The sequence below is a fragment of the Pseudomonas sp. KH_040 genome (assembly GCF_057839305.1).
On the sequence record NZ_CM174487.1, the window covers coordinates 2,360,424 to 2,384,013 of the forward strand.

At 59.6% G+C, this 23,590-nt stretch carries 18 protein-coding genes; 13 read left to right on the forward strand and 5 right to left on the reverse strand.

Annotated features, from left to right (window positions below; all coding sequences use genetic code 11):
- Window positions 1–91 precede the first annotated feature (91 nt).
- Window positions 92–1,090: an NAD(P)H-quinone oxidoreductase gene (locus AC3IUF_RS10620; protein ID WP_447784460.1), complete on the reverse strand. Its 999-nt coding sequence runs from the start codon at window positions 1,088–1,090 to the stop codon at window positions 92–94.
- Window positions 1,091–1,151: 61 nt separating this feature from the next.
- Complete coding sequence (locus AC3IUF_RS10625) at window positions 1,152–2,351, reverse strand: YbfB/YjiJ family MFS transporter (protein ID WP_007913505.1); 1,200 nt, start codon at window positions 2,349–2,351, stop codon at window positions 1,152–1,154.
- A gap of 111 nt (window positions 2,352–2,462) precedes the next feature.
- Between AC3IUF_RS10625 and AC3IUF_RS10630 the strand changes: the two genes are divergently transcribed.
- Both AC3IUF_RS10630 and AC3IUF_RS10635 read left to right on the forward strand, forming a co-directional pair.
- A complete protein-coding gene (locus AC3IUF_RS10630) occupies window positions 2,463–3,338 on the forward strand; it encodes a LysR family transcriptional regulator (protein WP_007913506.1) in 876 nt (291 codons plus the stop codon).
- A gap of 177 nt (window positions 3,339–3,515) precedes the next feature.
- Entirely contained in the window at window positions 3,516–3,980 is a 465-nt protein-coding gene (locus AC3IUF_RS10635; RefSeq protein ID WP_238539533.1) for a hypothetical protein, read from the forward strand.
- Window positions 3,981–4,029: 49 nt separating this feature from the next.
- Here the strand turns inward: AC3IUF_RS10635 and AC3IUF_RS10640 are convergent, their stop codons facing one another.
- Window positions 4,030–4,752 (reverse strand): pirin family protein, encoded by a 723-nt coding sequence (locus tag AC3IUF_RS10640; RefSeq protein WP_007913508.1) that lies wholly within the window; start codon window positions 4,750–4,752, stop codon window positions 4,030–4,032.
- 215 nt (window positions 4,753–4,967) lie between these two features.
- On the opposite strand from AC3IUF_RS10640, the gene AC3IUF_RS10645 reads away from it, so the two are divergent.
- Window positions 4,968–5,918 carry a GlxA family transcriptional regulator gene (locus AC3IUF_RS10645; protein ID WP_007913509.1) on the forward strand — a complete coding sequence of 317 codons (951 nt, stop codon included), beginning with the start codon at window positions 4,968–4,970 and terminating at the stop codon, window positions 5,916–5,918.
- A gap of 90 nt (window positions 5,919–6,008) precedes the next feature.
- Window positions 6,009–7,466: an ATP-binding protein gene (locus AC3IUF_RS10650; protein ID WP_463542760.1), complete on the forward strand. Its 1,458-nt coding sequence runs from the start codon at window positions 6,009–6,011 to the stop codon at window positions 7,464–7,466.
- Here the strand turns inward: AC3IUF_RS10650 and AC3IUF_RS10655 are convergent.
- Window positions 7,443–10,331 carry an ATP-binding protein gene (locus tag AC3IUF_RS10655; protein WP_489280994.1) on the reverse strand — a complete coding sequence of 963 codons (2,889 nt, stop codon included), beginning with the start codon at window positions 10,329–10,331 and terminating at the stop codon, window positions 7,443–7,445. The two genes, AC3IUF_RS10650 and AC3IUF_RS10655, sit on opposite strands and share 24 nt — an antisense overlap.
- Window positions 10,332–10,456: 125 nt before the next feature.
- The gene (locus AC3IUF_RS10660) at window positions 10,457–10,888 is read right to left on the reverse strand and encodes a helix-turn-helix domain-containing protein (RefSeq protein ID WP_007913516.1); all 432 of its coding nucleotides are present in this window, start codon (window positions 10,886–10,888) and stop codon (window positions 10,457–10,459) included.
- Between the two features lie 211 nt (window positions 10,889–11,099).
- Here AC3IUF_RS10660 and AC3IUF_RS10665 point away from each other — a divergent pair, with 211 nt between their 5' ends.
- The 9 genes from AC3IUF_RS10665 to ycaC all read left to right on the forward strand — a co-directional run bounded on the left by AC3IUF_RS10665 (window position 11,100) and on the right by ycaC (window position 23,521).
- Window positions 11,100–12,023 carry a LysR family transcriptional regulator gene (locus tag AC3IUF_RS10665; protein ID WP_007913518.1) on the forward strand — a complete coding sequence of 308 codons (924 nt, stop codon included), beginning with the start codon at window positions 11,100–11,102 and terminating at the stop codon, window positions 12,021–12,023.
- A gap of 113 nt (window positions 12,024–12,136) precedes the next feature.
- The gene (locus tag AC3IUF_RS10670; RefSeq protein ID WP_489280995.1) at window positions 12,137–16,183 is read left to right on the forward strand and encodes an RCC1 domain-containing protein; all 4,047 of its coding nucleotides are present in this window, start codon (window positions 12,137–12,139) and stop codon (window positions 16,181–16,183) included.
- A gap of 70 nt (window positions 16,184–16,253) precedes the next feature.
- Window positions 16,254–17,186, forward strand: a complete 933-nt coding sequence (locus tag AC3IUF_RS10675) for an Ig-like domain-containing protein (RefSeq protein ID WP_489280996.1) — start codon at window positions 16,254–16,256, stop codon at window positions 17,184–17,186.
- 101 nt (window positions 17,187–17,287) lie between these two features.
- A complete protein-coding gene (locus AC3IUF_RS10680) occupies window positions 17,288–18,808 on the forward strand; it encodes a hypothetical protein (protein ID WP_489280997.1) in 1,521 nt (506 codons plus the stop codon).
- 489 nt (window positions 18,809–19,297) lie between these two features.
- Entirely contained in the window at window positions 19,298–19,657 is a 360-nt protein-coding gene (locus AC3IUF_RS10685; RefSeq protein ID WP_489280998.1) for a DUF6124 family protein, read from the forward strand.
- A gap of 255 nt (window positions 19,658–19,912) precedes the next feature.
- Complete coding sequence (locus tag AC3IUF_RS10690) at window positions 19,913–20,326, forward strand: DoxX family protein (RefSeq protein WP_007913538.1); 414 nt, start codon at window positions 19,913–19,915, stop codon at window positions 20,324–20,326.
- Window positions 20,319–20,945 carry an antibiotic biosynthesis monooxygenase gene (locus tag AC3IUF_RS10695; protein WP_095111652.1) on the forward strand — a complete coding sequence of 209 codons (627 nt, stop codon included), beginning with the start codon at window positions 20,319–20,321 and terminating at the stop codon, window positions 20,943–20,945. The genes AC3IUF_RS10690 and AC3IUF_RS10695 overlap by 8 nt, the downstream gene beginning before the upstream one ends.
- Before the next feature lie 43 nt (window positions 20,946–20,988).
- Window positions 20,989–22,827, forward strand: a complete 1,839-nt coding sequence (locus tag AC3IUF_RS10700; protein WP_489280999.1) for an amidohydrolase — start codon at window positions 20,989–20,991, stop codon at window positions 22,825–22,827.
- A gap of 70 nt (window positions 22,828–22,897) precedes the next feature.
- Entirely contained in the window at window positions 22,898–23,521 is a 624-nt protein-coding gene (gene ycaC / locus AC3IUF_RS10705; RefSeq protein ID WP_007913541.1) for an isochorismate family cysteine hydrolase YcaC, read from the forward strand.
- Window positions 23,522–23,590: the final 69 nt, after the last annotated feature.

Consider the following 23,590-nt stretch of genomic DNA (forward strand, 5'->3'; position numbering starts at 1 on the left):
GACAAAGAGGGCTTTTTACCAGATGCCTCGGTCTGCGCGTGAGTTTTTCGACCACCGCCCCGGCGCAACGATTACCAAATGCTGCAAAGACTCACACGACCTGCAGAACGATCTTGCCGATATGGTCGCCAGCCTCCATGTGCGCGTGAGCCTGAGCCGCGTCGTTGAGTGAAAAAACCTTGTCGATCATCGGCAGACAGCGCCCGGCAGCCAGCGCCGGCCAAACGTGCTCGCGCAGTTGATCGGCAATCGCGGCTTTTTCAGCAGCGGTACGGGCACGCAAGAGGGAGCCGGTGATCACCGCGCGTTTGGCCATCATTGCCAGCAGATCAAAGTCGTTGGCCCGTGCGCCGCCGAGGAAACCGAGCATGACCAGACGGCCATCCATCGCCAAAGCGCTGACGTTATCGTTGAGATACGAGCCGCCCATGATGTCGAGGATCACATTGACGCCCTGGCCTGCGGTTTTATCGGCGATGACCTTGGCGAACTCCTCCTCGCGATAGTTGATCGGCAAGCCGCCAAGGTTGCTGATCGCTGCGCATTTGTCCGGGCTGCCGGCGGTGGCGAACGCTTCTATGCCGAATTCGCGGCACAGCATCAGTGCGGTAGTGCCGATGCCGCTGGTGCCACCATGAATCAATGCGCGTTGACCACGGCTGGCGCCACCGAGGCCGAACAGGTTGGCCCATACGGTAAAGAAGGTTTCCGGGATCGCGGCGGCGTGCACCCAGTCCAGGCCGTCGGGAATCGGCAGGGTCTGGCCGGCGGGGACGGCGCAGTATTCGGCATAACCGCCGCCATTGGTCAGCGCGCAGACTTTGTCGCCCACGGCGAACTGATTGACACCCGCCCCGAGCGCCACGACTTCACCGGCGACCTCCAGCCCGGGAATCGGGTTCATGCCGGGTTTCATCGGGTATTTGCCGGCGCGCTGCAAGGCGTCCGGCCGGTTGATTCCGGCGGCGTGTACGCGGATCAACACCTCGCCCTCTGCGGCGACTGGCAGCGGTACGCGGCGGGGTTGCAAGACCTCGGGTCCACCGGGCTCGGTGATTTCGATTCGGGTCATTTCGCTGGGCAGGGACATATCGATTCCTCTTGGCTTGAGTTGTGTAAGTGGGAGCGTGCTGCACAAGCAATGATTCCCTTCAATTTGCACAGCAGCGCCGTTCAACCGGGGCGGGCAGCCATTTCATGGCTTGCTCCAGCAGCAGCGCCACGACGATCGCGCCAGCGGCAATAACGAACAACAACGCGTGATGCCCGCTGCTGGCATTGAACAGCGCCGAATAGGCAAACCCGGCCAGCGCCTGAAACGTGGCGAATGACACCGTGGCACGGCTCCAGGCGATTTGCTGGCGATGGTGCTCCGGCACCAATTCATGCACCCGCGCCAGCGCCAGCGGCACAATGCCCGGCGGAAATGAACCGAGAATCACCGCCAGCAAAGCCAGCGCCAGAAACGAGTGGGAGATCGCCAGCAGTCCTAGGGCAATCGCCTGCACCACCAGCACCAGACGAATGCCGGACCGTGCGCCCAGTTGATCGGCGAGAAAGCCATAACTCACCGGGCCGACAATCGCGCCCAAGCCGTACATCACCCAGATCAACGCGCCGATATGCGCCCCGGCACCGAGTCCACGCGCCACGTAATCCACCAGAAACACCATGGCGGGCACCAGGCCGGCTGCCATAAAAGCGTATTGAGCGAACAGCAAGTACACACCACGCGGTGTTGGTTCTACGGGCACTATTTCTTGCGCAACGACCGGGTGCAGGAAATCAGACGGCCAGGCAAACCAGCTCAGCACCGTCAGCAACAAGGCCAAAGCCCCCAGGCCCAGCCACGTTGCCTGCAAGCCAAGGCTCAACAGCGGTGGCACCAGCGTCCCGGAACCGGCAATGCCAAGACCGATACCCAGAAAAATCGCGCCACTGGCCAGCCCTTTACGCGCCGCCGGGACATGCGGCAGTACTGTCGCGGCCACTAGAACCATGATCGCGCCGCCGGCAATCCCGGACAGCAGCCGCCAGCCGAAGAACCAGCTCACCGACAACGGAAACGCGCAGGCAAAAAATGCCGCCGTGACCACCAGCATCATCAGCCGCAAGGCATTTTTATTGCCGAGTTGGCGTGCTGCAGGCCGGCCGAGCAGGGCGCCGATCAGATAACCCACCAGATTGGCGGCTCCGAGGTAGACCACATCATTGGCGCTGAACCACTGCGCCTCAATCAGCGAAGGGATCAACGGGGTGTAAGCGAAACGCGCCAGTCCGATGCTGACCAGGCTGGCGCAGAGGCCAGCGAAGATCGACAGCCAGATGCCGGTGGAGGTTGAAGTGCGCATGATAGCGATCTCGCGGAAGGTTTATGGCGTTCAGCATATCGGCTATCGTTGCTGCGTTAATGCAGCGATTAAGCGGCACGCTGATGCGAATTTGCATCGCCTGGAGACAGCATGAATTGGGATGACGCACGGGTATTTCTTGCCGTTTGCCGCGAATCGACGCTGCGCGGTGCAGCGAGGGTTTTGGCGGTGGATCAGGCAACCGTCGGGCGGCGCATCACGGCACTGGAAAAGTCCCTGAGCGCGACGTTGTTCCTGCGCACCTCTGACGGGTACGCGTTGACGGCGGTCGGCGAAGCAGCGCTTAAAAGCGTGGAGAAAATGGAGCATTCGGCGCTGGAGCTGGAGCGGCAGATTCAAGGCTTGGACGATCGTCTGACTGGCACGGTGCGCGTCAGTACCACGGATTCGCTGGCCATCGATTTTCTGATTCCGGCGATTGCCCGCTTGCACGAGCAGCACCCGCACGTGCGCGTGCAACTGGATGCGTCCACACAGATTCTCAGCCTGGCCAAGCGTGAGGCGGATATCGCCGTGCGCAACACCCGGCCGGACAACCCTGACCTGATTGCCCGGCGCATTGCCCGATGGCCGGTGGGGCTGTTTGCTTCCCAAGCCTATATAGATGCCAATGGAGTGCCGCCGCCGGGCACGGCATTTGAAGGGCATGATCTGGTGGTTTATCAACCGTATCTGCAAGGCAAAAAGGACCTGACGTTGGTATCGGAGCCGTTGAGTCGCGGTCGGATCGTCGCCAGCCTCAGTTCCAGTTTGCTCGTCCGTCGTTCGATTGCAGCAGGGTTGGGTGTAGGAGAAATCCCGGTATACATGGGTGAGCGCGATGGCTTGATCAGGCTATGGCCGGAGCGCACTACGCCGCTCCCGTATGAGGTATGGCTGGTAACCCACGCGGACCTGCGCCACACCGCGCGGGTGAGGGCGGTGATTGAGCAGATTGTCGATGTGTTCGCGTCGGAGAATGAATAGGTAGATGCTGTTTTGGCAGGGCTACAACCTCTGACGAAACGGCCTACACCAGAGGCAGAATCGCCCGGCTTGTCAGCATTCTGGATGGGGCCTATCGTTTCTTCAGCTCGGTGAGAGGCGTTGGAAACTCACCGATTTAATACCAGGGACGGTATGTAGACCCAGGAAGGTGTCGAATTGAAAACCTCGGAATTCAGTCAAAATCCAATCAGTGATCTATCGAGTAAAAGCCGGAATACTCAAGCCATGAACGCAATAAGCCGTGAAGAATTCAATGCCCGGATCGAAACCATTGAGACCAGGATGGACGCTCGGTTCGAGGGTGTGTCGGCAAAAATCGATGCTTATCTTTTGACTCAGGCGGAGAGGGACAAACGATACGATTTGATGTGGGACGGTGTACAACAAATCGCCGAAGATTCAAAAGAAGCCATCAAACAAGCCTCGACAGTGAAGGCGCATTACTGGGCGACGACAGCCGTCCATTTTCTCGGAATGATCACCATCGTCGTGGGGGCGCACTTCGCCAATCAGGCAGCGGTGTTAACCACCTTGCAGACGACACTCGCGGCGATCCAGGTAGGTAAAGATATAGGCGCACCCAGACCTGCTTCGCAACAAGCACCCGAATCAGCACAATAGAAAACGGCCTTCAAAGAAGGCCGTTTTTCGTGAGCATTGAAACACCGCGTCATGGCATCTCTGGCAATTCCTGCGGCCGCAGGTCGAACACCAGCACTTCGGCATCGACACCGTTGCTCAAGGTCAGCAACTGTTCTTCGCGAACCCGCACGCCGTCACCTTCGTGCAATGGCTGGCCATTGAGTTCAACGCTGCCACGCGCGACATGCACATAGGCATAGCGGTTGGCAGCCAGTTCCAGTGTGGCGCTTTCCTTGCCGTCGAACAGCCCGGCGAAGACCCGTGCATCCTGACGCACCTTGAGCGAACCGTGCTTGCCGTCCGGCGAAATGATCAACTGCAGGCGACCGCGTTTTTTCTCGGCGCTGAAATGCTCTTGTTGATAGCGCGGTTTGGCTCCGGCAACCTCCGGCACAATCCAGATCTGCAGGAAGTGCACCGGTTTGATCGCTGAATGGTTGAACTCGCTGTGCGCCACGCCGCTGCCTGCGCTCATTAATTGTACGTCGCCTGGACGAATGACCGAACCGGTGCCCAGCGTGTCCTTGTGTTCCAGCGCACCTTCCAGCACATAGGAAAAGATCTCCATGTCGCGATGCGGGTGCTGGCCGAAGCCTTTGCCCGCGGCAACGCGGTCATCGTTAATCACCAGCAGGTCGGAAAAACCCTGTTCGCGAGGGTTGCGATAGCTGGCGAAGGAAAAGGTGTGAAAGGACTTCAACCAGCCATGATTGGCGAGGCCACGATCGGAGGCTTTGCGAAGAGTCAGCATGATGAAATCTCCTTGCGGGACGTGAATTCGTCCGAGTGAGGAGAAGGTTACTGTTTACTGGATTGCGCAATAAGTAGATGAAAATTGAAAGACTGTCCCTTTCAGGTTGACAGTTTTGCGATAGCTGTCACACAAAACTTTTGCGCTCAAACGGCTACAGTTGGCCATAATGTCTGGCCTGTCTCATGTTTCTTTGATTGAAGTGATGTCCTCCCATGAAAACCGTGGCAATGGTGCTGTTCCCCGACTTTCTCCTGCTCGACATGGCCGGGCCATTGGAGGTGTTTTCGGTTGCCAATCGGTATCTGAAACCCGATGCGCATTATCAATTGATCACGCTTGGCACCGAAGATGGACCGCTGCGGGCCTCCAATGGTGTGATGGTGCAGGCGGACCGGACCATTGGCGGCGACACCGAACGTTATGATTTGTTGCTGGTGCCGGGAGGCCCCGGTGCCTACAACCAGCAGTTTCCGTCGTTGTTTGCCTGGCTCAAAGACGCCGTCCGGCGCGTTGAATATTACGGTTCGATCTGCACCGGCGCGTTTGTGTTGGGGCATGCCGGATTACTTGATGGCTACCGTGTGACCACGCACTGGAACTACACCGAACGTCTGATCAAGGGATTCCCCAAAGCCCATGTCACGACCGATCAGATCTATGTCGAGGATCGCAATCTGATCACCTCGGGTGGCGTCACTGCCGGCATCGATATGGCGCTGGCCGTGATCGCCCGCGATCACGGCAAAAAACTCGCCCAGGATGTCGCCAAAGTCCTGCTGGTGGTGATGAAGCGGCAGGGCGGTCAAGCGCAGTTCAGTCCGCTGATGGCTGCCGTGGCGCCACAGGAAACGCCGATCACCCGCGCACAAAGCTATGTGCTGGAGCATCTCGACGAAGCCTTTACGGTCGAGCGCATGGCCGCCATTGCCAACATGAGTGCGCGGCATTTTGCGCGGGTGTTCACCCGCGACATCCACATGACGCCGATGGAGTTTCTGCAAAGTGCGCGCATCGACTGCGCGCGCAATCTGCTGGAAACCAGTGATCTGCCGCTTAAAACCGTGGCTTACAAAAGTGGGTTCGGCAGTGTGCGGCACATGCGTTCACTGTTTGCCGAAAAGCTCGGCCTGACTCCCGCGCAATACCGCGAACAGTTCAGCTAGAGCGCTTGTGTCCGTCTGGCGCACTCGGATGTCCGTGCTGCGCCTCGTGTAGCGGTTGTCGCGTCATCTGAGGCTGCCAAGATAGTTGGCATGGATAGCCTCAACGATTTGAACACGGCGTCGGTGCTGCATTTCGGCCCTTACGCCTTCCATCTGCGGCAACGGCTGATACTCGATGGAGATCGGCCCTTGCGCATGGGCGGTCGCGCGCTGGACATTCTGCAAGTGCTGGTCGAGCGTGCCGGTCGAGTGGTCAGAAAGGAGCAGTTGATCGCGCTGGTATGGCCGACGTCGGTGGTCGAGGAGATCAACCTGCGCGTGCACATTGCGGCGCTCAGGCGAGCGTTGGGTGACGGCGAGAACGGTCAGCGTTACATCGTCCATGTACCACAATGCGGTTACAGCTTTATCGCTCCGGTCCGCTGCGACAGCGCCGCGCAAGTGGTTTTCGAGGGCTTGCAGACACCCCAGCATAATTTGCCAGCGCGACTGACCTCGGTCACCGGTCGTGACTCGCTGGTTGGCGGGTTGGTGCGACAAATGCCGCTGTGTCGGTTGATGACCATCACCGGAGCGCCGGGCGTAGGTAAGTCCACCGTGGCGCTGCGGGTCGCGGAACTGCTTTTGCAGTACTACAGAGACGGTGTATGGCAAGTAGATCTGAGCTTGATCGACGACCACACGCCGCTGCTCGACCATGTGCTGCGCACCCTGAAGAGCGATTTGACCGGGCTGTCGACTCGCCATGCGTTGCTGCTGCTGGATAACTGTGACCACCGCCGCGATGCTTGCAGATTAGCGGTTGAAACGTTGCTCGACGCCGCGCCTCGACTGTCGATCCTCGCCACCAGTCGTGAAGCCTTACAGGTCAGTCTGGAAACCCTGCAGCGTGTTCCAGCGCTGGCCATTCCGAAGCGCTCGGCAGCCAATTGCATCACTGAAGCCATGGGACATTCCTCGGTGCAGTTGTTCGTCAGCCGTGCACGGGCGCGACAGCATGATTTCCGCTTGCGCGAGCAGGATGTCAGTGCCGTGCTTGAGATCTGTCGTCAACTCGATGGTTTGCCGCTGGCGATCGAACTGGCGGCGGCGCAGATCGATGCGCTGGCGCTGGTAGGTTTGCAAGCGCAAATGGCCAACGGCCTGCAAGTACTCAGCCATGGCCGGCGCACTGCAGTGGCGCGGCACCAATCCATGCAGGCGGCACTCGACTGGAGCTATCAATGCTTGAGTGAGCAGGAACAACGCGTGCTGCAACGCCTATCGGTGTTCAAACTGGCGTTTACGCTGGAGGCTGCGTTGGCGGTGATCAGTTGCCCGCGACTGGCTGTGTCGGAGTTGGCCGCGATCATCGAAGGCCTGGCGCAGAAGTCTTGGCTGTCACTGGAACGCGGCGCCAGTGCAGGCCGGTACCGGATGCTCAATACCACCCGGTGCTATGCCCGCACGGAACTTGAGCGCAGTGGTGAGGGGATTGATCTTGAACGCCGGCATGCACGTTACATCAAGCGGATTCGCCGGGCTTCAGACGTGCGCGCTCTCGCGTAATTCGTCGATCAGCAAGTGCACCTTGCGCAGGTCCGGGGTCGCGTAGCCCTCGGTGAAACGTTGATAGATCGGACTGAGCAAATCCAGCGCCTCGCGACAGCGTGACTGACGCTGCCAGAGTTGCGCCAATGAAGTGGCGCTGCGCAGTTCCCAGGCGAGCGCGCCTTGAGTGCGGGCGATGGTCAGGGATTGTTGCAGGAGTGCTTCGGCTTCCTGAATGGCCCCTTCACGAGCAAGCTCGCTCCCACAGGAATTCTGGATGTACTCGGAACCAGTGTGGGAGCGAGCCTGCTCGCGAAGAGGCCCGCCCAGACAAACCATCCCTCCCTTCAATAACGTATCCGCCCGAGCCCGCAGAATCTCCGCCGTGCTCCACCCCGCATCACCACTCAGCGCTCGCTCAAGCAGCGCGTCGTCGACAAAACGGTCATCCAGAGTCACCATGATTTCCCCGATCAGCCCGCCGCTGCCTGTCGACACAGGCGCACTGACTTGTGGTTCGATCACCTGCGCGTAGTGCCGCGCCCAAGTGTTGAACAGCAGCACCGAATGTTTCTGCGACTGCTTGAGCAGCAACTGCAATAGCGCCCGGGCGTTTTGCTGATCGCCGTTGTAATGAGCGATCAGGCAACTGGCCAGCGCCAGGGTGTAGCAAATCGAAGTGCCATGGTCGATTTGCACGGCAATGTCCAGTGCCTGCCGCGCCGTGCGCCACGCTTGCTCTGGCAGACCCTGCATCCACAACACCCGTGCCAGCACCGTCAGCGACGCGACGCTTTGGTCGTACTGCACGCCAAAGCCATGAGTGAAGCGGTTGACATGACCACTGTGCGCCATGCGCTGGAGGACCTGTTCGGCGTGGATGCGCGCCTGCAATTGGTCGCCGGCATAATGCAGAGCCAATACGCGCAAGCGGTGGGTACTCAGTGACAACAGCGGGTCGCCGTGCAGGCCGAGGCGGTCGAACTGCTCGCTCTGTGCCAGCGCCATGCGGTAGTGCCCGCAACTGAGGTTGACCGCCATGTGCCCGGAGACTGCGCGCAATTGTCCGGCAACGTCGTCGTGCTCGTGGGCCAACTGGCGGGCTTCGGCGAAGGCCTGGATGGTTTCCGCCGTGCCACCCCACGTGTGGTAGCAGGCACTGCCAAGGGCCAGTTTGAGGGCGACTTTCAGGCGCGGGCAGGGTTCGTGCAGTTCATCAAACAGGCTCAGCGCCCGGCGCACATAGGCGCCGTACTCCTTGAGCAGCGACAACTCCTGCCACAAGGGTGCCGACGCCGCCGTCAGCCGAATCCCCAAACCACCAGGGCCTACACCGTTCAGGCTCCAGTCCAGCGCTGCGCGCAAATCTTCCAGCCCTCGGGCGTAGCGATCGATCCATAACAAGGTCGGCGTGTTTTCCCAATCGTTCTGCGCCTGCTGCATCAACGCCAGACAGCGTTCGGCATGGCGTTCGCGGGTTTCCTCGCATTCGGCGGCGTGATCGAGTTTTTCCAGCGCGTAACGTCGGGTGGTGTCGAGCAAGCGGTAGAACACGTCCTCGTCACCGACCTCGACGGCGAGCAGGGATTTGGCCACCAGTTGCGTGATCGACACAAACACCATGCCGGGGTCGATCTGCTGACCGACGATAACGGCTGCCGCCGACTCGAGGGTAAAACCACCACGAAACACGCCCAGACGACGCAGGCAGGTTTGTTCGCAGCGATCGAGCAGATTGAAACTCCAGTCCAGCGTTGCGCGCAGAGTGAGATGACGCTCCAGACTGCTTTGATTGCCCGCTGCCAGCGGCGGTAAACGGCCTTGCAGTTGGCTCAGCAGACCATCCAGTCCGAGTTCGGTGACCTGCGCTGCCGCCAGTTCCAATGCCAGTGGAATGCCGTCGAGCCGATGGCAGATCTCGATTGCCTGTGGCAACTGGGCATCGTTCAGTTCGAAGCTTTCCTGCGCGGCCGTCGCTCGTTCGACGAACAACTGCAGCGCCGAAAAATTCAGCGTTAGCTCACGATCCAGCATCGTCGTCATCGGCGGGTATTCGAGGGAGTCCAGACGCTGTACGTACTCGCCTTCGGCCCGCAGACTTTCGCGGCTGGTGGCGAGGATATGCACGTGCGGCGCCCCACGCAGAATGCTTTCACTAAGCGCTGCGACGGCATCGATCAAATGCTCGCAGTTGTCGAGCAACAACAGCATCTGCCGTTGTTGCAGGCCTTTGACCAGTGCTGTCTGCGGGTCGCCTTCGAGAAGTGCCAGATCAAGCAGGGCGGCCAAGTGTGAACAGATCAGCCGGGGATCGCTCAGAGGTGCCAGATCCACCAGACGAATGCCGTCGCGATAGTGCCCGATCAACTGTTCGGCTACCCGCAGGGCCACCGTGGTTTTACCGATCCCGCCGGGGCCGACCAGGGTGATGCAGCGTTGGCGCGGCAGTTGCGTCATCAAGCTGTCGACCAGCGGCTGGCGGCCGATCATCCGCGTGCGCCGCAAGGGCAGATTGTGTCGACCGCCAGCATTGCCCACAGGGCGCTCCTCCATGGATTTCAGCAAAACCGGTGCGACGAAACTGTAACCCCGCTGCGCCACGGTGATGATGTAACGCTGGCCGGCCTGACCGTCACCGAGCGCCTTGCGCAGCGCCGCCATGTGCACACGCAAGTTGATGTCTTCAACGACAGTGTCCGGCCAGACCCCTGCCATCAATTGTTGCTTGCTCACCACTTCGCCGGCATGCGCCAGCAGAATCAGGAGGATGTCCATCGCCCGTCGGCCCAGACGCAACGGCTGCTCGCCTTCGAGTACCAAACGTTGCCCGGGATGAATCCGATAAGGGCCAAAACCGAGGGCCTGATTCGGTGAAAGACTCAACAGCTCACTCCTGCGGTGCTGCGGCGGACAGAGCGGAATAGTGCCGGGCGCGTGCGCAGGCCTTCTAATCCGGGGTGTCCCGGCATAATCCTCAGGTTTGAGCGTCAGTGCAACGGGGGCCGCGATCAAAACACGGCAGGCTGTGCACGGTGAGCTTTGGGTTCACGCATGATCTGGCAGCGCCAGGCAAACGGATTGATGCCTTCGCTGCGGGTGAACATATGGCAGAAATGCGCCTGATCGCAGAAGCCGCATTCCAGGCTGATTTGCGTCAGGCTCAGGTCGGTGTGCTGGATCAACAGCTTGGCCCGCGCCAGGCGCTGGGTGCGAATCCAGTCCTGCGGTGACAGCCCGGTGCTGCACTTGAAGGCGCGGGAAAAATGGCTGCGCGACAGTGAACAGGCGCGAGCCAGTTCGGTGACCTCAAGGCTTTCGCCGAGGCGTTCGAGGATCAGCTGTTTGACCTGTCGTTCACGTTGCGGACTGAGTCCGCCGACGCCGGTCTTGCGTGGTTCGTTGGCAGGGGCGAGGGCGACGCTGTGCTGTAAGTGAGCCATGGCCAAAGTCCGTGTCGATGGGGAATGCACGGTCGGCGCATCCCCTCAGGTCAAAAAAACAACGCTGCGCAGTGGCATTCATTGTTGGCCGAGGGCGGGGGGGGGACGAGTTAATCGTTGTTAATTTCGCTGCGAAACGGCGCTGACAGTCCCGTTGATCGCGTAAAGTGCGTAGCACTGGCGTCTGACTGGCTAAAAGGAATCCGTGCCCATGAACCGTAACGATCTGCGTCGCGTTGACATGAACCTGTTGGTGATTTTCGAAGCGCTGATGTTCGAAAAGAACCTGACCCGCGTCGCTGAAAAACTGTTTATGGGGCAACCGGCCGTCAGCGCCGCGTTGGGGCGTTTGCGCGATCTGTTTGACGACCCTTTGCTGTTGCGCAACGGTCGCGGCATGGAGCCGACCGCGCGGGCACTGGCGATTCTCAAAGAGCTGCAACCGGCGATGGACGTTATCTCCGGAGCGGTCAGCCGGGCCAAGGAGTTCGAGCCGGCGAGCAGTTGTGATGTGTTTCGCATCGGCTTGTCGGACGACGCCGAATTCGGCCTGTTTCCGCCGTTGTTGCGTCAGCTTCAGCAAGAGGCGCCGGGGATTGTCGTGGTGGTGCGCCGCGCCAACTACCTGCTGATGCCGGCACTGTTGGCCTCTGGGGAAATCTCCGTTGGTGTCAGTTACACCACCGATCTGCCGGCCAATGCCAAGCGCAAGACCTTGCGCGACATTCCCTGCAAGGTTCTGCGCGGCGACGACCGACCGGGGCCGCTGACCCTCGACGAATACTGCGAGCGCCCGCACGCGATGGTGTCGTTCTCGGGCGACTTGAGCGGCAATATCGATATGGATCTGGCTAAGGTCGGCCGTACGCGCCGCGTGGTCTTGGGTGTGCCGCAGTTCAGCGGGTTGCGCGCCTTGCTCGCCGGCACCGAGATGATCGCCACTGTGCCGGATTACGCCGCCTGCGCGTTGGTGGAAGGTTGTGCGCTGCGCGCCGAAGATCCACCGTTTCCGATTGATGCGGCGCAATTGTCGATGGCCTGGAGCGGGGTGCATGACAACGATCCGGCGGAGAAATGGCTGCGCTCGCGGATCAGCCAGTTCATGGCGGCGCCGTTGGATATACCGCCACGTTGACCCCTCCGCTCGTCGGAAATTGCTCTGTACCTGTCAGATCTGACAGGTGACGATTTTCTGTTTCTGGCTGTTAATCACTCCGTCGCCTAATCCCCCGGCAGGAGTGTTTTGTCATGCTTTTAAAACTCAAAAAAAAGATCGCAACGCTGGCACTTCCTGAGCCGGATATCACCGGTCGTACGCTTCCCATCCTTCCCTCGGGAGAGTGGGGGATCAATCGGGCTGCGGCGCAAGGGGTCTATCCGGACGAAGGGTTGCAGGTCTACCTCAGCCCATGGACGACCAAGAGTAAAGGCGACCTGGTGGTGCTCAGGAAAGGCTCTGTCGAGGTGGATCGGTACACCATTCGTGATCAATCAGAATCTGATCAGCGTGCGACCCTGTTCGTTGCTCCGCGGCATCTTGCTTCGGGCTCCCATGAAATCGACTATTGGGTAAAGCGATTAGGCCTGGATCCCGCCGAGACGTACACGCCGCCATTGAAAATATTCGTCAAGCTGGAAATTCCCGGCGGACAGGATACGGAGGAGGGGCCGGGGCATTCCAATCTGTACATGTTCATCCCGCCGGAATTTGTCTCTGGTGGAGTGGACAGCGACAACATTCCGGTGGATCCGGATGATGAGGGTAATCCGGATGCGCCGAAAGCGGGTGTGCCTATCGTCATTCGAAACGCATCCGGTAGCGGCGAACCCTATCCTGAGATTGCCGTGGGCGACCAGCCTCAGATCAGTTGGGGCGGCATTTTTATCTGGGGCGACCCGGTGACGGCGGAGCAAATCAGTGATCCGGTGAAGAATCCCATCACGATTTACGTCAAGCGGGCGATTATAGAAAAAGCAGGTGATACCGATGCGGTGGGCCTGGCCGTGAGCTTTCGCGTGCGCGATATCGTCCACAACTATTCGGAGGACTGGTGTAAAGAAACCCGGATCAGGGTTTCGCTCAACACCAATCGGCTGGTTGCCCCTATTGTCAAGGATGCGCTCAACAATGTTCTCGACCTTGACCGGTTGGGTGAAAAAAACGTCGTTGTTCAGGTCTGGGCAACCTCGAGCGAATTCAAACATCAGGACTGGATTGTAGTAAAAGTCAGCGGTACCAGCGCCGACGGTGAAGCCGTCACGTTCACTGCGCCAAGGCAGGAGGTCGACAATCTTCCCCACACCTATGAGTTCGAGTTCGAGAATGCGGATCTGCGCAGGCTTGTCGCAACCCAGGTGATTTTTTCTTATGAGGTCGAGCGCGAGGGAATTGCCGATCCGCTGCAATCCAAAGGTCAGTTCGTGCAAGTCAACGGCGAGGCCACGCGCCTGGATGCCCCTGTTGCTGAAGATGAAAACCAGGGCGCCATTGACCCTGACCTGGCACGTACCCGGATTCTGATTCGCTCTGATTCGCTGTTCAACTATGGCGATGCGTTTGAACTGGTGTGGTTCGGTAAACGTCCGGATGGCAGTGCCTATATCCCGGAATTCGAAAGGTATACACCGAGCCGGGAGGAAATCGACGACCCGATCGGTTTCTTCCTCACTGTCGAAGGCTTGCACTTGAAGACCATTGAGGGCGGAACACTGGTGCTGTCGTATGTCCATTTGAGTGTGGATGGGAGCGATGAAATTGTCAGGCGTGTGTCGCGTCCCGCGGCATCGCTGAGCGTGGGCGAGCCAAAATTCGAGTTGGTCAAACCGATCGTGCTGGGCGAAAACAATGGCTCACTGGAGCCTGCTGATTTACCCAACGGCGTTGGTCGGCTGACTGTTCCCAAACCCATCGTCACGCCGACGAAACGCGGTGATAAGGTGGCTTTCGATTGGGACGGGGCAAAAACAGGCAAGACCGGCGACATCATCGACATTACTGTGCTCAACGAGAATATGGACGTGTCATTCCGACTCAGCCAAACGTTCGTAGCCGAGCATATTGAGCCAAATCGCGGGTCCATGATCACGGCCAAGTACAAAATATGGCGCAAGGAGACGGACACATTCAGTTATTCCAACCCCCTCGTGTTCTCCGTCGGCGAATCTCGGCAATTGCTGGACCCGGCCCGCGTGGTGCAGGCGCTGGATGACATTCTCGACCCGGCCAATGTTCCGGACGGAGCAACCGTTGAGATACCGGCCAATGATCCCGAGAATGCCGGCGATCACTTCTATATGACCTGGGCATCATCGGACGGAGTGGTCAATTACACCGATGACAAAGCGGTCAGTGGCAATAACAAGGGCAAACCGATCGAGTTCACTGTTGACCTGTCCGTTGTGCAGGCCAGCCTGAACAAAAAAGTGACTGTCGATTATCGGGTCGAGTTGTTTAACGGCGGCGAGGCGGACGGCAAACCTTATGAGTTTGACGTGCAAGCGCAGGAGTTCCGGCTGCCGGTTGCCACCTTCCGGGAAGCCACGGGCTCGCAAAAGGATCAGTTGAACCCGGACGATGTCTACCCCAACGGCGCAACGGTAGTGATCCCGGCAACTGCTCGGTTGAAGACCGACGATGAAATCACCGTGACCGTGGTTGGCAAAACCACCACTCCTTACCCCCACACGGTTCTGGCAGCAGAGGCCGACAAAGAACTCAGCGCGATCAAGGTGGCCCACACGGTGATCAGCGCCAACCTCGATGACAGCATCTCGTTGCGTTATGAGGTCAAGCGCAAGGCGGGAGGGACCGATGGCCCGTCGGTGCCGACGGTTTACGATGTTCGCCGGGTCATTGGCAGCGGCACCCTGAAGATCATGGGGGCGCGCTATAACCGCAGTACTTATCGCGCGTCCAGTGCCACTCGTGTACTGAGCGCATTCAATGCTACCACCGGGCAGGCGCTGCAAGCGCAGTGGAAGTACGCTTCGGACACAGAGTGGATGACCGCCGCCACCTGGCGCGATACCTCACCGCAGCAGCCGCTGCAAGTGCGCACTGCCGATGATCTGGTCACGCTCAACTCGGCGAATATCATTGGCAACGGGATCGACACTACGGTCACAGGACTCGCGGCTTTCGTCGCTCACCGAGATGTCGGGGATGTCGCCGGTTGGGGCAACGCTGCGTACGGTGCCAATATTCCTCCGACCATCATCACCATGGATGACATCGTTGAGGTGAGCTGCACGCGCAGCGCTTATGCGGCTCGCCGCGCCAATAGTGCAGTTGTCGCCTGGGGAACCGCCGCCGAGGGCGGAAGCATGAGCGGTATGGATCCGCTGGGTTTTGTCGAAGTCATCGGTAATGCGACCGCGTTCACCGGGTTGAAGACGACCGGGCAGGTGGTTGCCTGGGGCACATCTGCCGATGGAGGTAGTGTTCCTGCAGACATCAGCGCACTGACGGATATTGTTCGAGTGGTGGCGGCGGGTCAGGCTTTTGCAGCAAAACGATCCGCCGGGAATGTTGTGGCCTGGGGCCTGGCGGCAAACGGTGGGGTGGTTCCCGGTGATATTGCAGGCTTGACCGATATCGACAATCTGATCGGCAGCTTTGGTGCCTTTGCCGCGCATCGTGGCAATGGGCGGATTGTCGGCTGGGGCCACGCCACCTATGGCGGCGCAGTGCCGGCTGAAATTGCGTCGCTGACCGACATCATCGAATTGAGCTGCGCCAACGCGCAGGCCTTCACTGCAAGGCGTGCCACCGGGCAGGTGGTGGCGTGGGGAACGGCCGCGTACGGCGGGACGATTGACGCGCTGATCGGCGGGCTCACGGACATTGTCGAGGTCAGTTCCACCTGGCGCGCATTCGCAGCGCGCCGAGGCAACGGTCATGTAGTGGCGTGGGGCACTCCTGCGGAGGGTGGTCTGGTACCTGCCGAAATCGCGGCGCTCGATGACATTGTTCAGGTGTGTGGTTCCTCCATGGCTTTTGCCGCGTTGCGCAAGAACGGCACAGTGGTCGCCTGGGGGAATGCGACTGTAGGTGGCGACACCTCGACGGTCGTCACTGAGCTGACTCAGGTACAAGCGCTATACGACAACACTCATGGGTTTACTGCGCTAACCGCTGACGGCCGCGTCGTGACCTGGGGACATGCCGATGGCGGCGGGGACAGCAGCGCCGTACAGGAGCGGCTGAGGGGCAAGGTGTCTTATCACGCCACTCCGATCTCCAGAGGCCGGGCACTTCTGGCCAGTCGCTGGGCCGAGCTGAATACCGGGCGTTGAACGCTTGCCCTTGAGCCTTGCTTCAAACCCGGAACACGGCGCTCGACCGAGCGCCGTGTGAGGTCTCACCATGCACAAAACAACAAACACCCCGCTCAAACCGTCAGTAGACGAAGCGCCCGGCGATGTACTCGATCCTGCGAATATTCCGGCCAAAGGCGTGACGGTCAGAATCAAACCCTATGACGGCATGGCCTATCGTGATCACGTTTTTCTTAGTGTCGGCGAGTACACCGATGACATCCCGATTGGCCCCACCGCTGTTGGCAAAGACGTCACCTTCACCGTGCTTGGCAGTGAATTGATTGCCGACGCAAACGACATCGTCCCCATTCACTTCGAAGTGCAGTTCTATGGCGGCGATCGTGTGCCGTCGCAAAGACTGGAGCTTCTATTGCAGTCAGGTTTTGACGCGCAGGCGGCCCTCGATCTGAGCGCGCACAACCATGTGGTGTCGGTTGATAAACCGCCGATGAAGTTACCCGAAGCGGCCAGAATGACGCGTCTTGCGCAGTGGGGGAGTGGCCCCTATCAATACACCAGCAGCGATCCGGCCATTGCCAGTGTCGATACGCTGTCGGGCGAAGTCACTGCGCTTCGCAATGGCGACTGTACGATCAGCGCCACCGACAGCCAGAGCCAGACCCGAACCTACCCGTTGACTGTGAAGGGCATTGTTGAAGTGCACTTCCTTACCCACAGCGCGGATTTTCAAGGGATGCTCACACTGTGCGAAACAGCAAAATTGCAGCCGGTCACGCTGACCCAGATCAAACGCATGTGGACGCTGTACTTCCCCGACGCCGGCCCGGTGGCCGATTACCTTGAGTGGCTGAATTATCCCGTATGGACCGGCGAAGATCTGGGTGGCGGTACCGCGTGGACTTATGACCTTAACGGCGATTCTGTCAATGACAATGCCAGTGCGCACAACAAGGACACGTATTGGCAGGTCCTCGGGGTTAGTGCGACTCAAGCGAAGCGTCAAAAGGGCAGGGGGTAGAAGCCATGCAAGGCGCACGGATGCAGATAACCCGATACCTGCTGGCATTGCTGTTGCTCAGCGGTCCGGTCCTCGCCGCCACCGGCCCGGAAACCGCGCAGTTGCTCAACAGACGTTATCAGAACACCACGGCCGAATGCCCGGGCGCCAACCCAGCGTATTTTTGCAGCGGTGTGCTGGTGCGCGGCAGTGATCCGGCTCTTGAGTTCTGGAAACACGGTGAGGTCGCCACGCAGTTGGGGGCCGAGGCTTTTGTCTATCTGCGCAGCGACCTGGGGACTCGCACCTTGTCATCAGCCAACGGTGTTGTCTTCAGTGATTCATTCACTGCCATAGGTCTGGGTAAAACGCTGAACGTGTTATGTGCCTATCCATTCGAACTGGCACTGGATGACGATAGACCAGACTTTGGTTGCGGCGCAGTGACGTCAGGACGTGACAGCAGTTCTTGCGCTGCCCAAGGCGTGACCGATGCCGAGAGCTGGTTGACGCATTTTCATCAGCAGGATTTACAAATAGCAAAGCAGTGTTCATTGAGCAGCCTTGACCCGGCACAGTTCAGGGCCAGCCTGCTGGCACATCAGCGCATTGATAACGAATGGTCGGTTCGGTCGATGCAGGTGCAGTTGCGCAACTGGGATGTCAGCGCACCGAAACAACTACCGCTACAAGGCCTGTACTACGACGTGACGCAACCCGCCGCGTTACTCGGCGCGCAGAGAGATCAGCGGGCTTACTTCATCGCGACCGGCGACTGGTTGCCCATCATGCGCATGGACCTGATGCAGGGGCCCGATGCCGTGTTCGGTTTCGATCTCAAGGAGCAGGTTTACAGCGGCTATGAAGTGGCGGCGCGACTGAATGCGCGTTACGCCGATACCGCCATGGCATGCCGGGGCAATACCGCCGCTTATAACTGCAACGGCGTGTTGATACGCACCACCGACGCCTCGCCGAACTTTCATGCGTGGAACCCCAGCCCCGGTTCGATTCAGCGCAATGGTGTGTCTTTTTCCTATCTGCGGGCGGATGTGCATTTGCCTGTTCTGGCTTGGGCCAAGAACGAGGGCTTGATCATGAAGGAGCTCGCGGCTCCGACAGGTTATCCATTGACCTTGCGTTGCTCTTTCCCGTTCGACGGTGCGACTTTTTATCGAAGCGACAGCTGCAATGGGCATTCCGATGCCCCCCAAGAAAGCCGGCCGTGTGATGAGCAAGGCATAAGTGATGTGGAGGAGGTGATCACTCATTTTTACGCACAGACCAGCCGATATCACGGTTGCAGTCTCAAAGGTGACCAAGCGCCGTTTGCGGTAAGCGTCGAAGCGCGTGCTCGACTCAACGTCGCTGATCAGCGCGTACACAACGAGGTCATCATCGCTAACTGGCCGCAGGACATCCCTGCGCAGCTACCTCTGGAAGCGTTCTTTTACGTCGCGGCCTCGGGGCGTCTGAACGCTCAATTTTTTCAATGGGACTATTTCAACCAGACCGGGCACTTTCTGCCGATTGTACGGGTAGCCTCTAACGAATCGAGAAGTGCATATGTGTTCGATTACGATCCAGCGGATCAATGGTTGGGGGCGGATTCACCGAAATCGAGCAGTGGTAACGTTCAATGAACACAGCTCCTTTGCACTCGGCAACCTTAAACCAGTCATGGCAGCGCCGCTGGATATCCCGGCTAGCTGAATCCCTGCGCAAATCTCAAATACAGCACTGATCCCCTGTGGGATTCTTGAGTTGTCGGTGGATTAAACATCGCCGTTTAAGCAACACCCACAGACACTCTTTCAGGCTACGCATCCTTGCGCCTTTGCCTACAGCTACGCCAGAATCCGCCGGCTTGTGCGCTTGTGGCCCGGTCTCTATCGTTTGGTGGTCGCTGAAAACTCAGCGATCGGGTTTAGCGACTCGGACCAAAAAAAGTGCATCAGCGCTCCATGCTTCGTTGCAGGCTATCGTCTGCACTTCGCTATGGCGGCTGTATGCGGGAGACCTTCGGGTCTACCGGGTTGCCTTTTTACCGGTTCGCTAACCTGCATACGGTCGCCACCCATCCTGTTTAGCGACAGGACGTGGTGATCCCGGCTCTAAAAAGGAGATTCACCATGTTTAAAGTCACACCCAACCCGCCAGACATCGACCCCACATCCCCCTACGAATCCATCGATTCGAGAAAACTCCACGAAGCCGCCGACCGCGCCCTCGACCATTACCTCCTTCCACCCGGCTCCACGCCGCCCCCACGCAGAACCCGTGGCATGTATGCCGTGACCGCTGACACCAAAAACGAAGACCTGCTGACCGATGCCAGCGAAACACTCGCCTCGGCCAAAACCATCGCCCAGGATGTCGCCCACCTGTTGCCCGCGCCGCAGCGTCGGGCGTTGTTGGGGATTGCGCAGTTGATCATGCTCGGCGAGCTGGCGGTGAACCGGGTGCTGGATAACCTGGAGTTACCGGGCTAACCCGGACCACTGATCGTTCCCACGCGGAACTTGGGGCGCTCAGAAACCCTGTGGGAGCTGGCTTGCCAGCGATGGCGTCAGCTCAGCCAACAGCGACGTCGCCTGACACTCCGCTATCGCTGGCAAGCCAGCTCCCACAGAGTTCTTCGGCGTTCCCGGCAACCTGGTTGATCGCAAGAACTGAGCACACCCATCCAATTTCCTCCCGACCATCATTGGCATGATTCCAGCCAATGACATTTCAAGGGTCGGGTCATGAATGCCTCAACAGATGAACAGGCACGCGACATCGGTTTGCTGTTCCTGCGGGTCAGTGGCGGGTTGTTTCTGCTGTGGGTCCACGGCTTGCCCAAGCTGCTCGACTTCACCGCGCAACTGCAACTGATCGAAGACCCGTTCCACCTCGGATCTCACCTCACTTTGATCCTGGCGATCTTCGCCGAAGTCCTCTGCCCACTACTGATCGTCGCCGGGTTACTGGCACGATTGGCCTGCGTGCCTATTCTCTTTGTGCTGCTGGTGGCGTTGCTGGTCGTGCATCCGCAATGGAGTGTGGCCGAGGGGCAGTTCGGCTGGTTGCTGCTGATCCTGTTTAGCACTGTGTTGATCGCCGGGCCGGGACGGCTGGCGATTTCTGTTCGTTTGCCCGGAGTGTTGCGTTATGCCTGAAGTCCTCAATCCACAGTCACCGGGGGCCGATGAGACGGTCACGTTGATCATCAAACACCGGGTCAAGGCCGGTTTCGAGTCAGCGTATGAGGCCTGGCTGCGCAATATCGTCCGCGTGGCGGGGCAGCGTGAGGGGCATTTGGGTGTGGACGTGGTGCGCGGCAAGCGCGGCCGTCTCGACTTCTACACCTGTGTGCTGCGTTTCAGCAGCACCGAAGCGATGCAGGGGTGGCTTGAGTCGTCGCAGCGTCAGGCGCTGGTCGCCGAAGCGGCGCCAATGCTGGCTGATGGCGATCAGACCGAAGTCGCGCCAATCAATGAATTCTGGTTTACGCCACTGGCCGATGCCGCTTCGCCGCCGCCGCGCTGGAAACAAGCGGTGGTCACGCTGCTGGTGATTCTGCCGCACACCTTGCTCGTGCCACTGATCTGGGGGCCGCTGCTGGCGCTGCATCCGCTTCTTTCCAACTATGTGGTCGCTACTTTCCTGATCACCCTGACCATCGTCCTGTCGGTGGTGTACGTGGTGATGCCGCCGGTCACCCGTTTGTTTTCGCCATGGCTCGAAGCCAGCCAGGCCCATGAACACCTCGATTCCCAAGACACCTCGCCGCGTTGAGCGCGCGAGGTTCGCTCCTTTTCACTTTGCTTGAGGAACTGCGATGAGCGCCGATCTGATTTTATTCAATGGCCAGTTTCATACCGTAGACCGCACCAAACCGCTGGCCAGTGCCGTGGCCATCACCGACGGCCGCTTTGTCGTCGTCGGCAACGACAACCAGGCCATGGCCCTGCGCGGGCCGAACACGCAAGTGGTCGATATGCATGGCCGCTGTGTCATCCCGGGTCTCAACGACTCGCACTTGCACCTGATCCGTGGCGGTTTGAACTACAACCTCGAATTGCGCTGGGAAGGCGTGCCGTCGCTGGCCGACGCGCTGCGCATGCTCAAGGATCAGGCTGACCGTACGCCGACCCCGCAATGGGTGCGCGTGGTCGGTGGCTGGAACGAATTCCAGTTCGCTGAAAAGCGCATGCCGACTCTGGAAGAAATCAATCAGGCCGCGCCGGACACCCCGGTGTTCATCCTGCACCTGTATGACCGTGCGCTGCTCAATCGCGCCGCACTGCGCGTCGCCGGTTACACCCGCGACACGCCGAACCCGCCGGGTGGCGAGATTGTCCGCGACAGCAACGGCAACCCGACCGGCATGCTCGTTGCGCGGCCTAACGCGATGATTCTCTACTCGACGCTGGCCAAGGGGCCGAAGCTGCCGCTGGAATATCAGGTCAACTCGACCCGCCAGTTCATGCGCGAGCTCAATCGCCTCGGCCTGACCAGTGCGATCGATGCCGGCGGCGGTTTCCAGAACTACCCGGACGATTATCAGGTGATTGAGCAACTGGCCAAAGACGACCAGTTGACCGTGCGCATCGCCTACAACCTGTTCACCCAGAAACCGAAAGAAGAGCTGAGCGATTTCCAGAACTGGACCGGCAGCGTCAAGTTGCATCAGGGCGACGACTTCCTGCGTCACAACGGCGCCGGCGAGATGCTGGTGTTCTCGGCGGCGGACTTCGAGGACTTCCTCGAACCACGCCCGGACCTGCCGCAGACCATGGAAGAAGAGCTGGAGCCGGTGGTGCGCCACCTGGTCGAGCAGCGCTGGCCGTTCCGCTTGCACGCGACCTACAACGAATCGATCAGCCGTATGCTCGACGTGTTCGAGAAGGTTAACCGTGACATTCCGTTCAACGGCTTGCCGTGGTTCTTCGACCACGCCGAAACCATCACCCCGCAAAACATCGAGCGGGTGAGAGCGCTGGGCGGCGGCATCGCGATCCAGGATCGCATGGCGTTCCAGGGTGAGTACTTCGTTGATCGCTACGGCAAACAAGCCGCCGAGGCGACCCCGCCGATCAAACGCATGCTCGCCGAAGGTGTGCCGGTCGGTGCGGGCACCGATGCCACGCGCGTTTCCAGTTACAACCCGTGGACTTCGCTGTACTGGATGGTCAGCGGTCGCACGGTCGGCGGTCTGGCCTTGTACGAAGAAGGTCTGCCGCGCACCACCGCACTGGAACTGTTCACCCACGGCAGCGCCTGGTTCTCCTCGGAGCAGGGCAAGAAAGGCCAGATCAAGGTCGGGCAACTGGCGGATCTGGCGGCGCTGAGCGCGGACTTCTTCCATGTCGAGGAAGAAGCGATCAAGTGGATCGAATCGGTCATGACCGTGGTCGGCGGCAAAATTGTTTACGCCGCCGGCGACTTCGAAGACCTCGGCCCGCGCTCGATTCCGGTGTTGCCGGACTGGTCGCCGGTGGTGAAAGTCCCGGGCCACTGGCGGCCGAATTCGCCGTTGCAGGCGCAGGTTCACCAGTGCAGCGGCCCGTGCGCGGTGCACACCCACAGCCATGAAAAGGCGCGGATGTCGAACGCACCGGTCAGCGACTTCGCCGGTTTCTGGGGCGCGTTCGGCTGCTCCTGCTTCGCTTTCTGATTTCCCCTGAAGCGCCGCCCATCCGGTCGGCGCTCAACGCTTCATCCATCCGTCCATCAGGAGTTTTCCCATGAGCGTTCCTTACACACGTCTGAACAAAGATGATGCGGTCGTACTGCTGGTCGATCACCAGACCGGTCTGATCTCGCTGGTCCAGGATTTCACCCCGAACGAATTCAAGAACAACGTGCTGGCGCTGGGCGACATCGCCAAGTTCTTCAAGCTGCCGACCATTCTGACCACCAGTTTCGACGCAGGTCCCAACGGCCCGATCGTCCCTGAACTGCGTGAGCAGTTCCCGGATGCACCGTTCATTCAGCGTCCGGGCCAGATCAATGCCTGGGACAATGAAGATTTCGTCAAAGCGATCAAGGCAACCGGGCGCAAGCAACTGATCATTGCCGGTGTGGTGACGGATGTTTGCGTAGCGTTCCCGACCTTGTCGGCGATTGCTGAAGGGTACGAAGTGTTTGTGGTGACGGACTCGTCGGGCACCTTTAACACCACCGTGCAGCAAGCGGCGTGGGCGCGGATGTCGGCGGCGGGTGCACACCTGCTGAACTGGTTCTCGGTGGCGTGCGAGCTGCAGGGCGACTGGCGCAACGATATGGAAGGTCTGGCGCATCTGCTGTCGGAGCGTCTGCCTAACTATCGCAACCTGATCAACAGCTATACCAAGTTCACTGCCAAGTAAGATCAAAAGATCGCAGCCTGCGGCAGCTCCTACATGCGTTCTCATGTAGGAGCTGCCGCAGGCTGCGAT

Bases quoted from the DNA above. Each gene is read 5' to 3' on its own strand.
- AC3IUF_RS10630 (WP_007913506.1), top strand. From the start codon at position 2,463: ATGAATTGGGATGACGCACGGGTATTTCTTGCCGTTTGCCGCGAATCG.
- AC3IUF_RS10675 (WP_489280996.1), top strand. From the start codon at position 16,254: ATGCACAAAACAACAAACACCCCGCTCAAACCGTCAGTAGACGAAGCG.
- AC3IUF_RS10690 (WP_007913538.1), top strand. From the start codon at position 19,913: ATGAATGCCTCAACAGATGAACAGGCACGCGACATCGGTTTGCTGTTC.
- AC3IUF_RS10640 (WP_007913508.1), bottom strand. From the start codon at position 4,752: ATGCTGACTCTTCGCAAAGCCTCCGATCGTGGCCTCGCCAATCATGGC.
- AC3IUF_RS10625 (WP_007913505.1), bottom strand. From the start codon at position 2,351: ATGCGCACTTCAACCTCCACCGGCATCTGGCTGTCGATCTTCGCTGGC.
- AC3IUF_RS10660 (WP_007913516.1), bottom strand. From the start codon at position 10,888: ATGGCTCACTTACAGCACAGCGTCGCCCTCGCCCCTGCCAACGAACCA.
- AC3IUF_RS10620 (WP_447784460.1), bottom strand. From the start codon at position 1,090: ATGTCCCTGCCCAGCGAAATGACCCGAATCGAAATCACCGAGCCCGGT.
- AC3IUF_RS10700 (WP_489280999.1), top strand. From the start codon at position 20,989: ATGAGCGCCGATCTGATTTTATTCAATGGCCAGTTTCATACCGTAGAC.
- AC3IUF_RS10665 (WP_007913518.1), top strand. From the start codon at position 11,100: ATGAACCGTAACGATCTGCGTCGCGTTGACATGAACCTGTTGGTGATT.
- AC3IUF_RS10670 (WP_489280995.1), top strand. From the start codon at position 12,137: ATGCTTTTAAAACTCAAAAAAAAGATCGCAACGCTGGCACTTCCTGAG.
- AC3IUF_RS10685 (WP_489280998.1), top strand. From the start codon at position 19,298: ATGTTTAAAGTCACACCCAACCCGCCAGACATCGACCCCACATCCCCC.
- ycaC (WP_007913541.1), top strand. From the start codon at position 22,898: ATGAGCGTTCCTTACACACGTCTGAACAAAGATGATGCGGTCGTACTG.
- AC3IUF_RS10695 (WP_095111652.1), top strand. From the start codon at position 20,319: ATGCCTGAAGTCCTCAATCCACAGTCACCGGGGGCCGATGAGACGGTC.
- AC3IUF_RS10645 (WP_007913509.1), top strand. From the start codon at position 4,968: ATGAAAACCGTGGCAATGGTGCTGTTCCCCGACTTTCTCCTGCTCGAC.
- AC3IUF_RS10650 (WP_463542760.1), top strand. From the start codon at position 6,009: ATGGATAGCCTCAACGATTTGAACACGGCGTCGGTGCTGCATTTCGGC.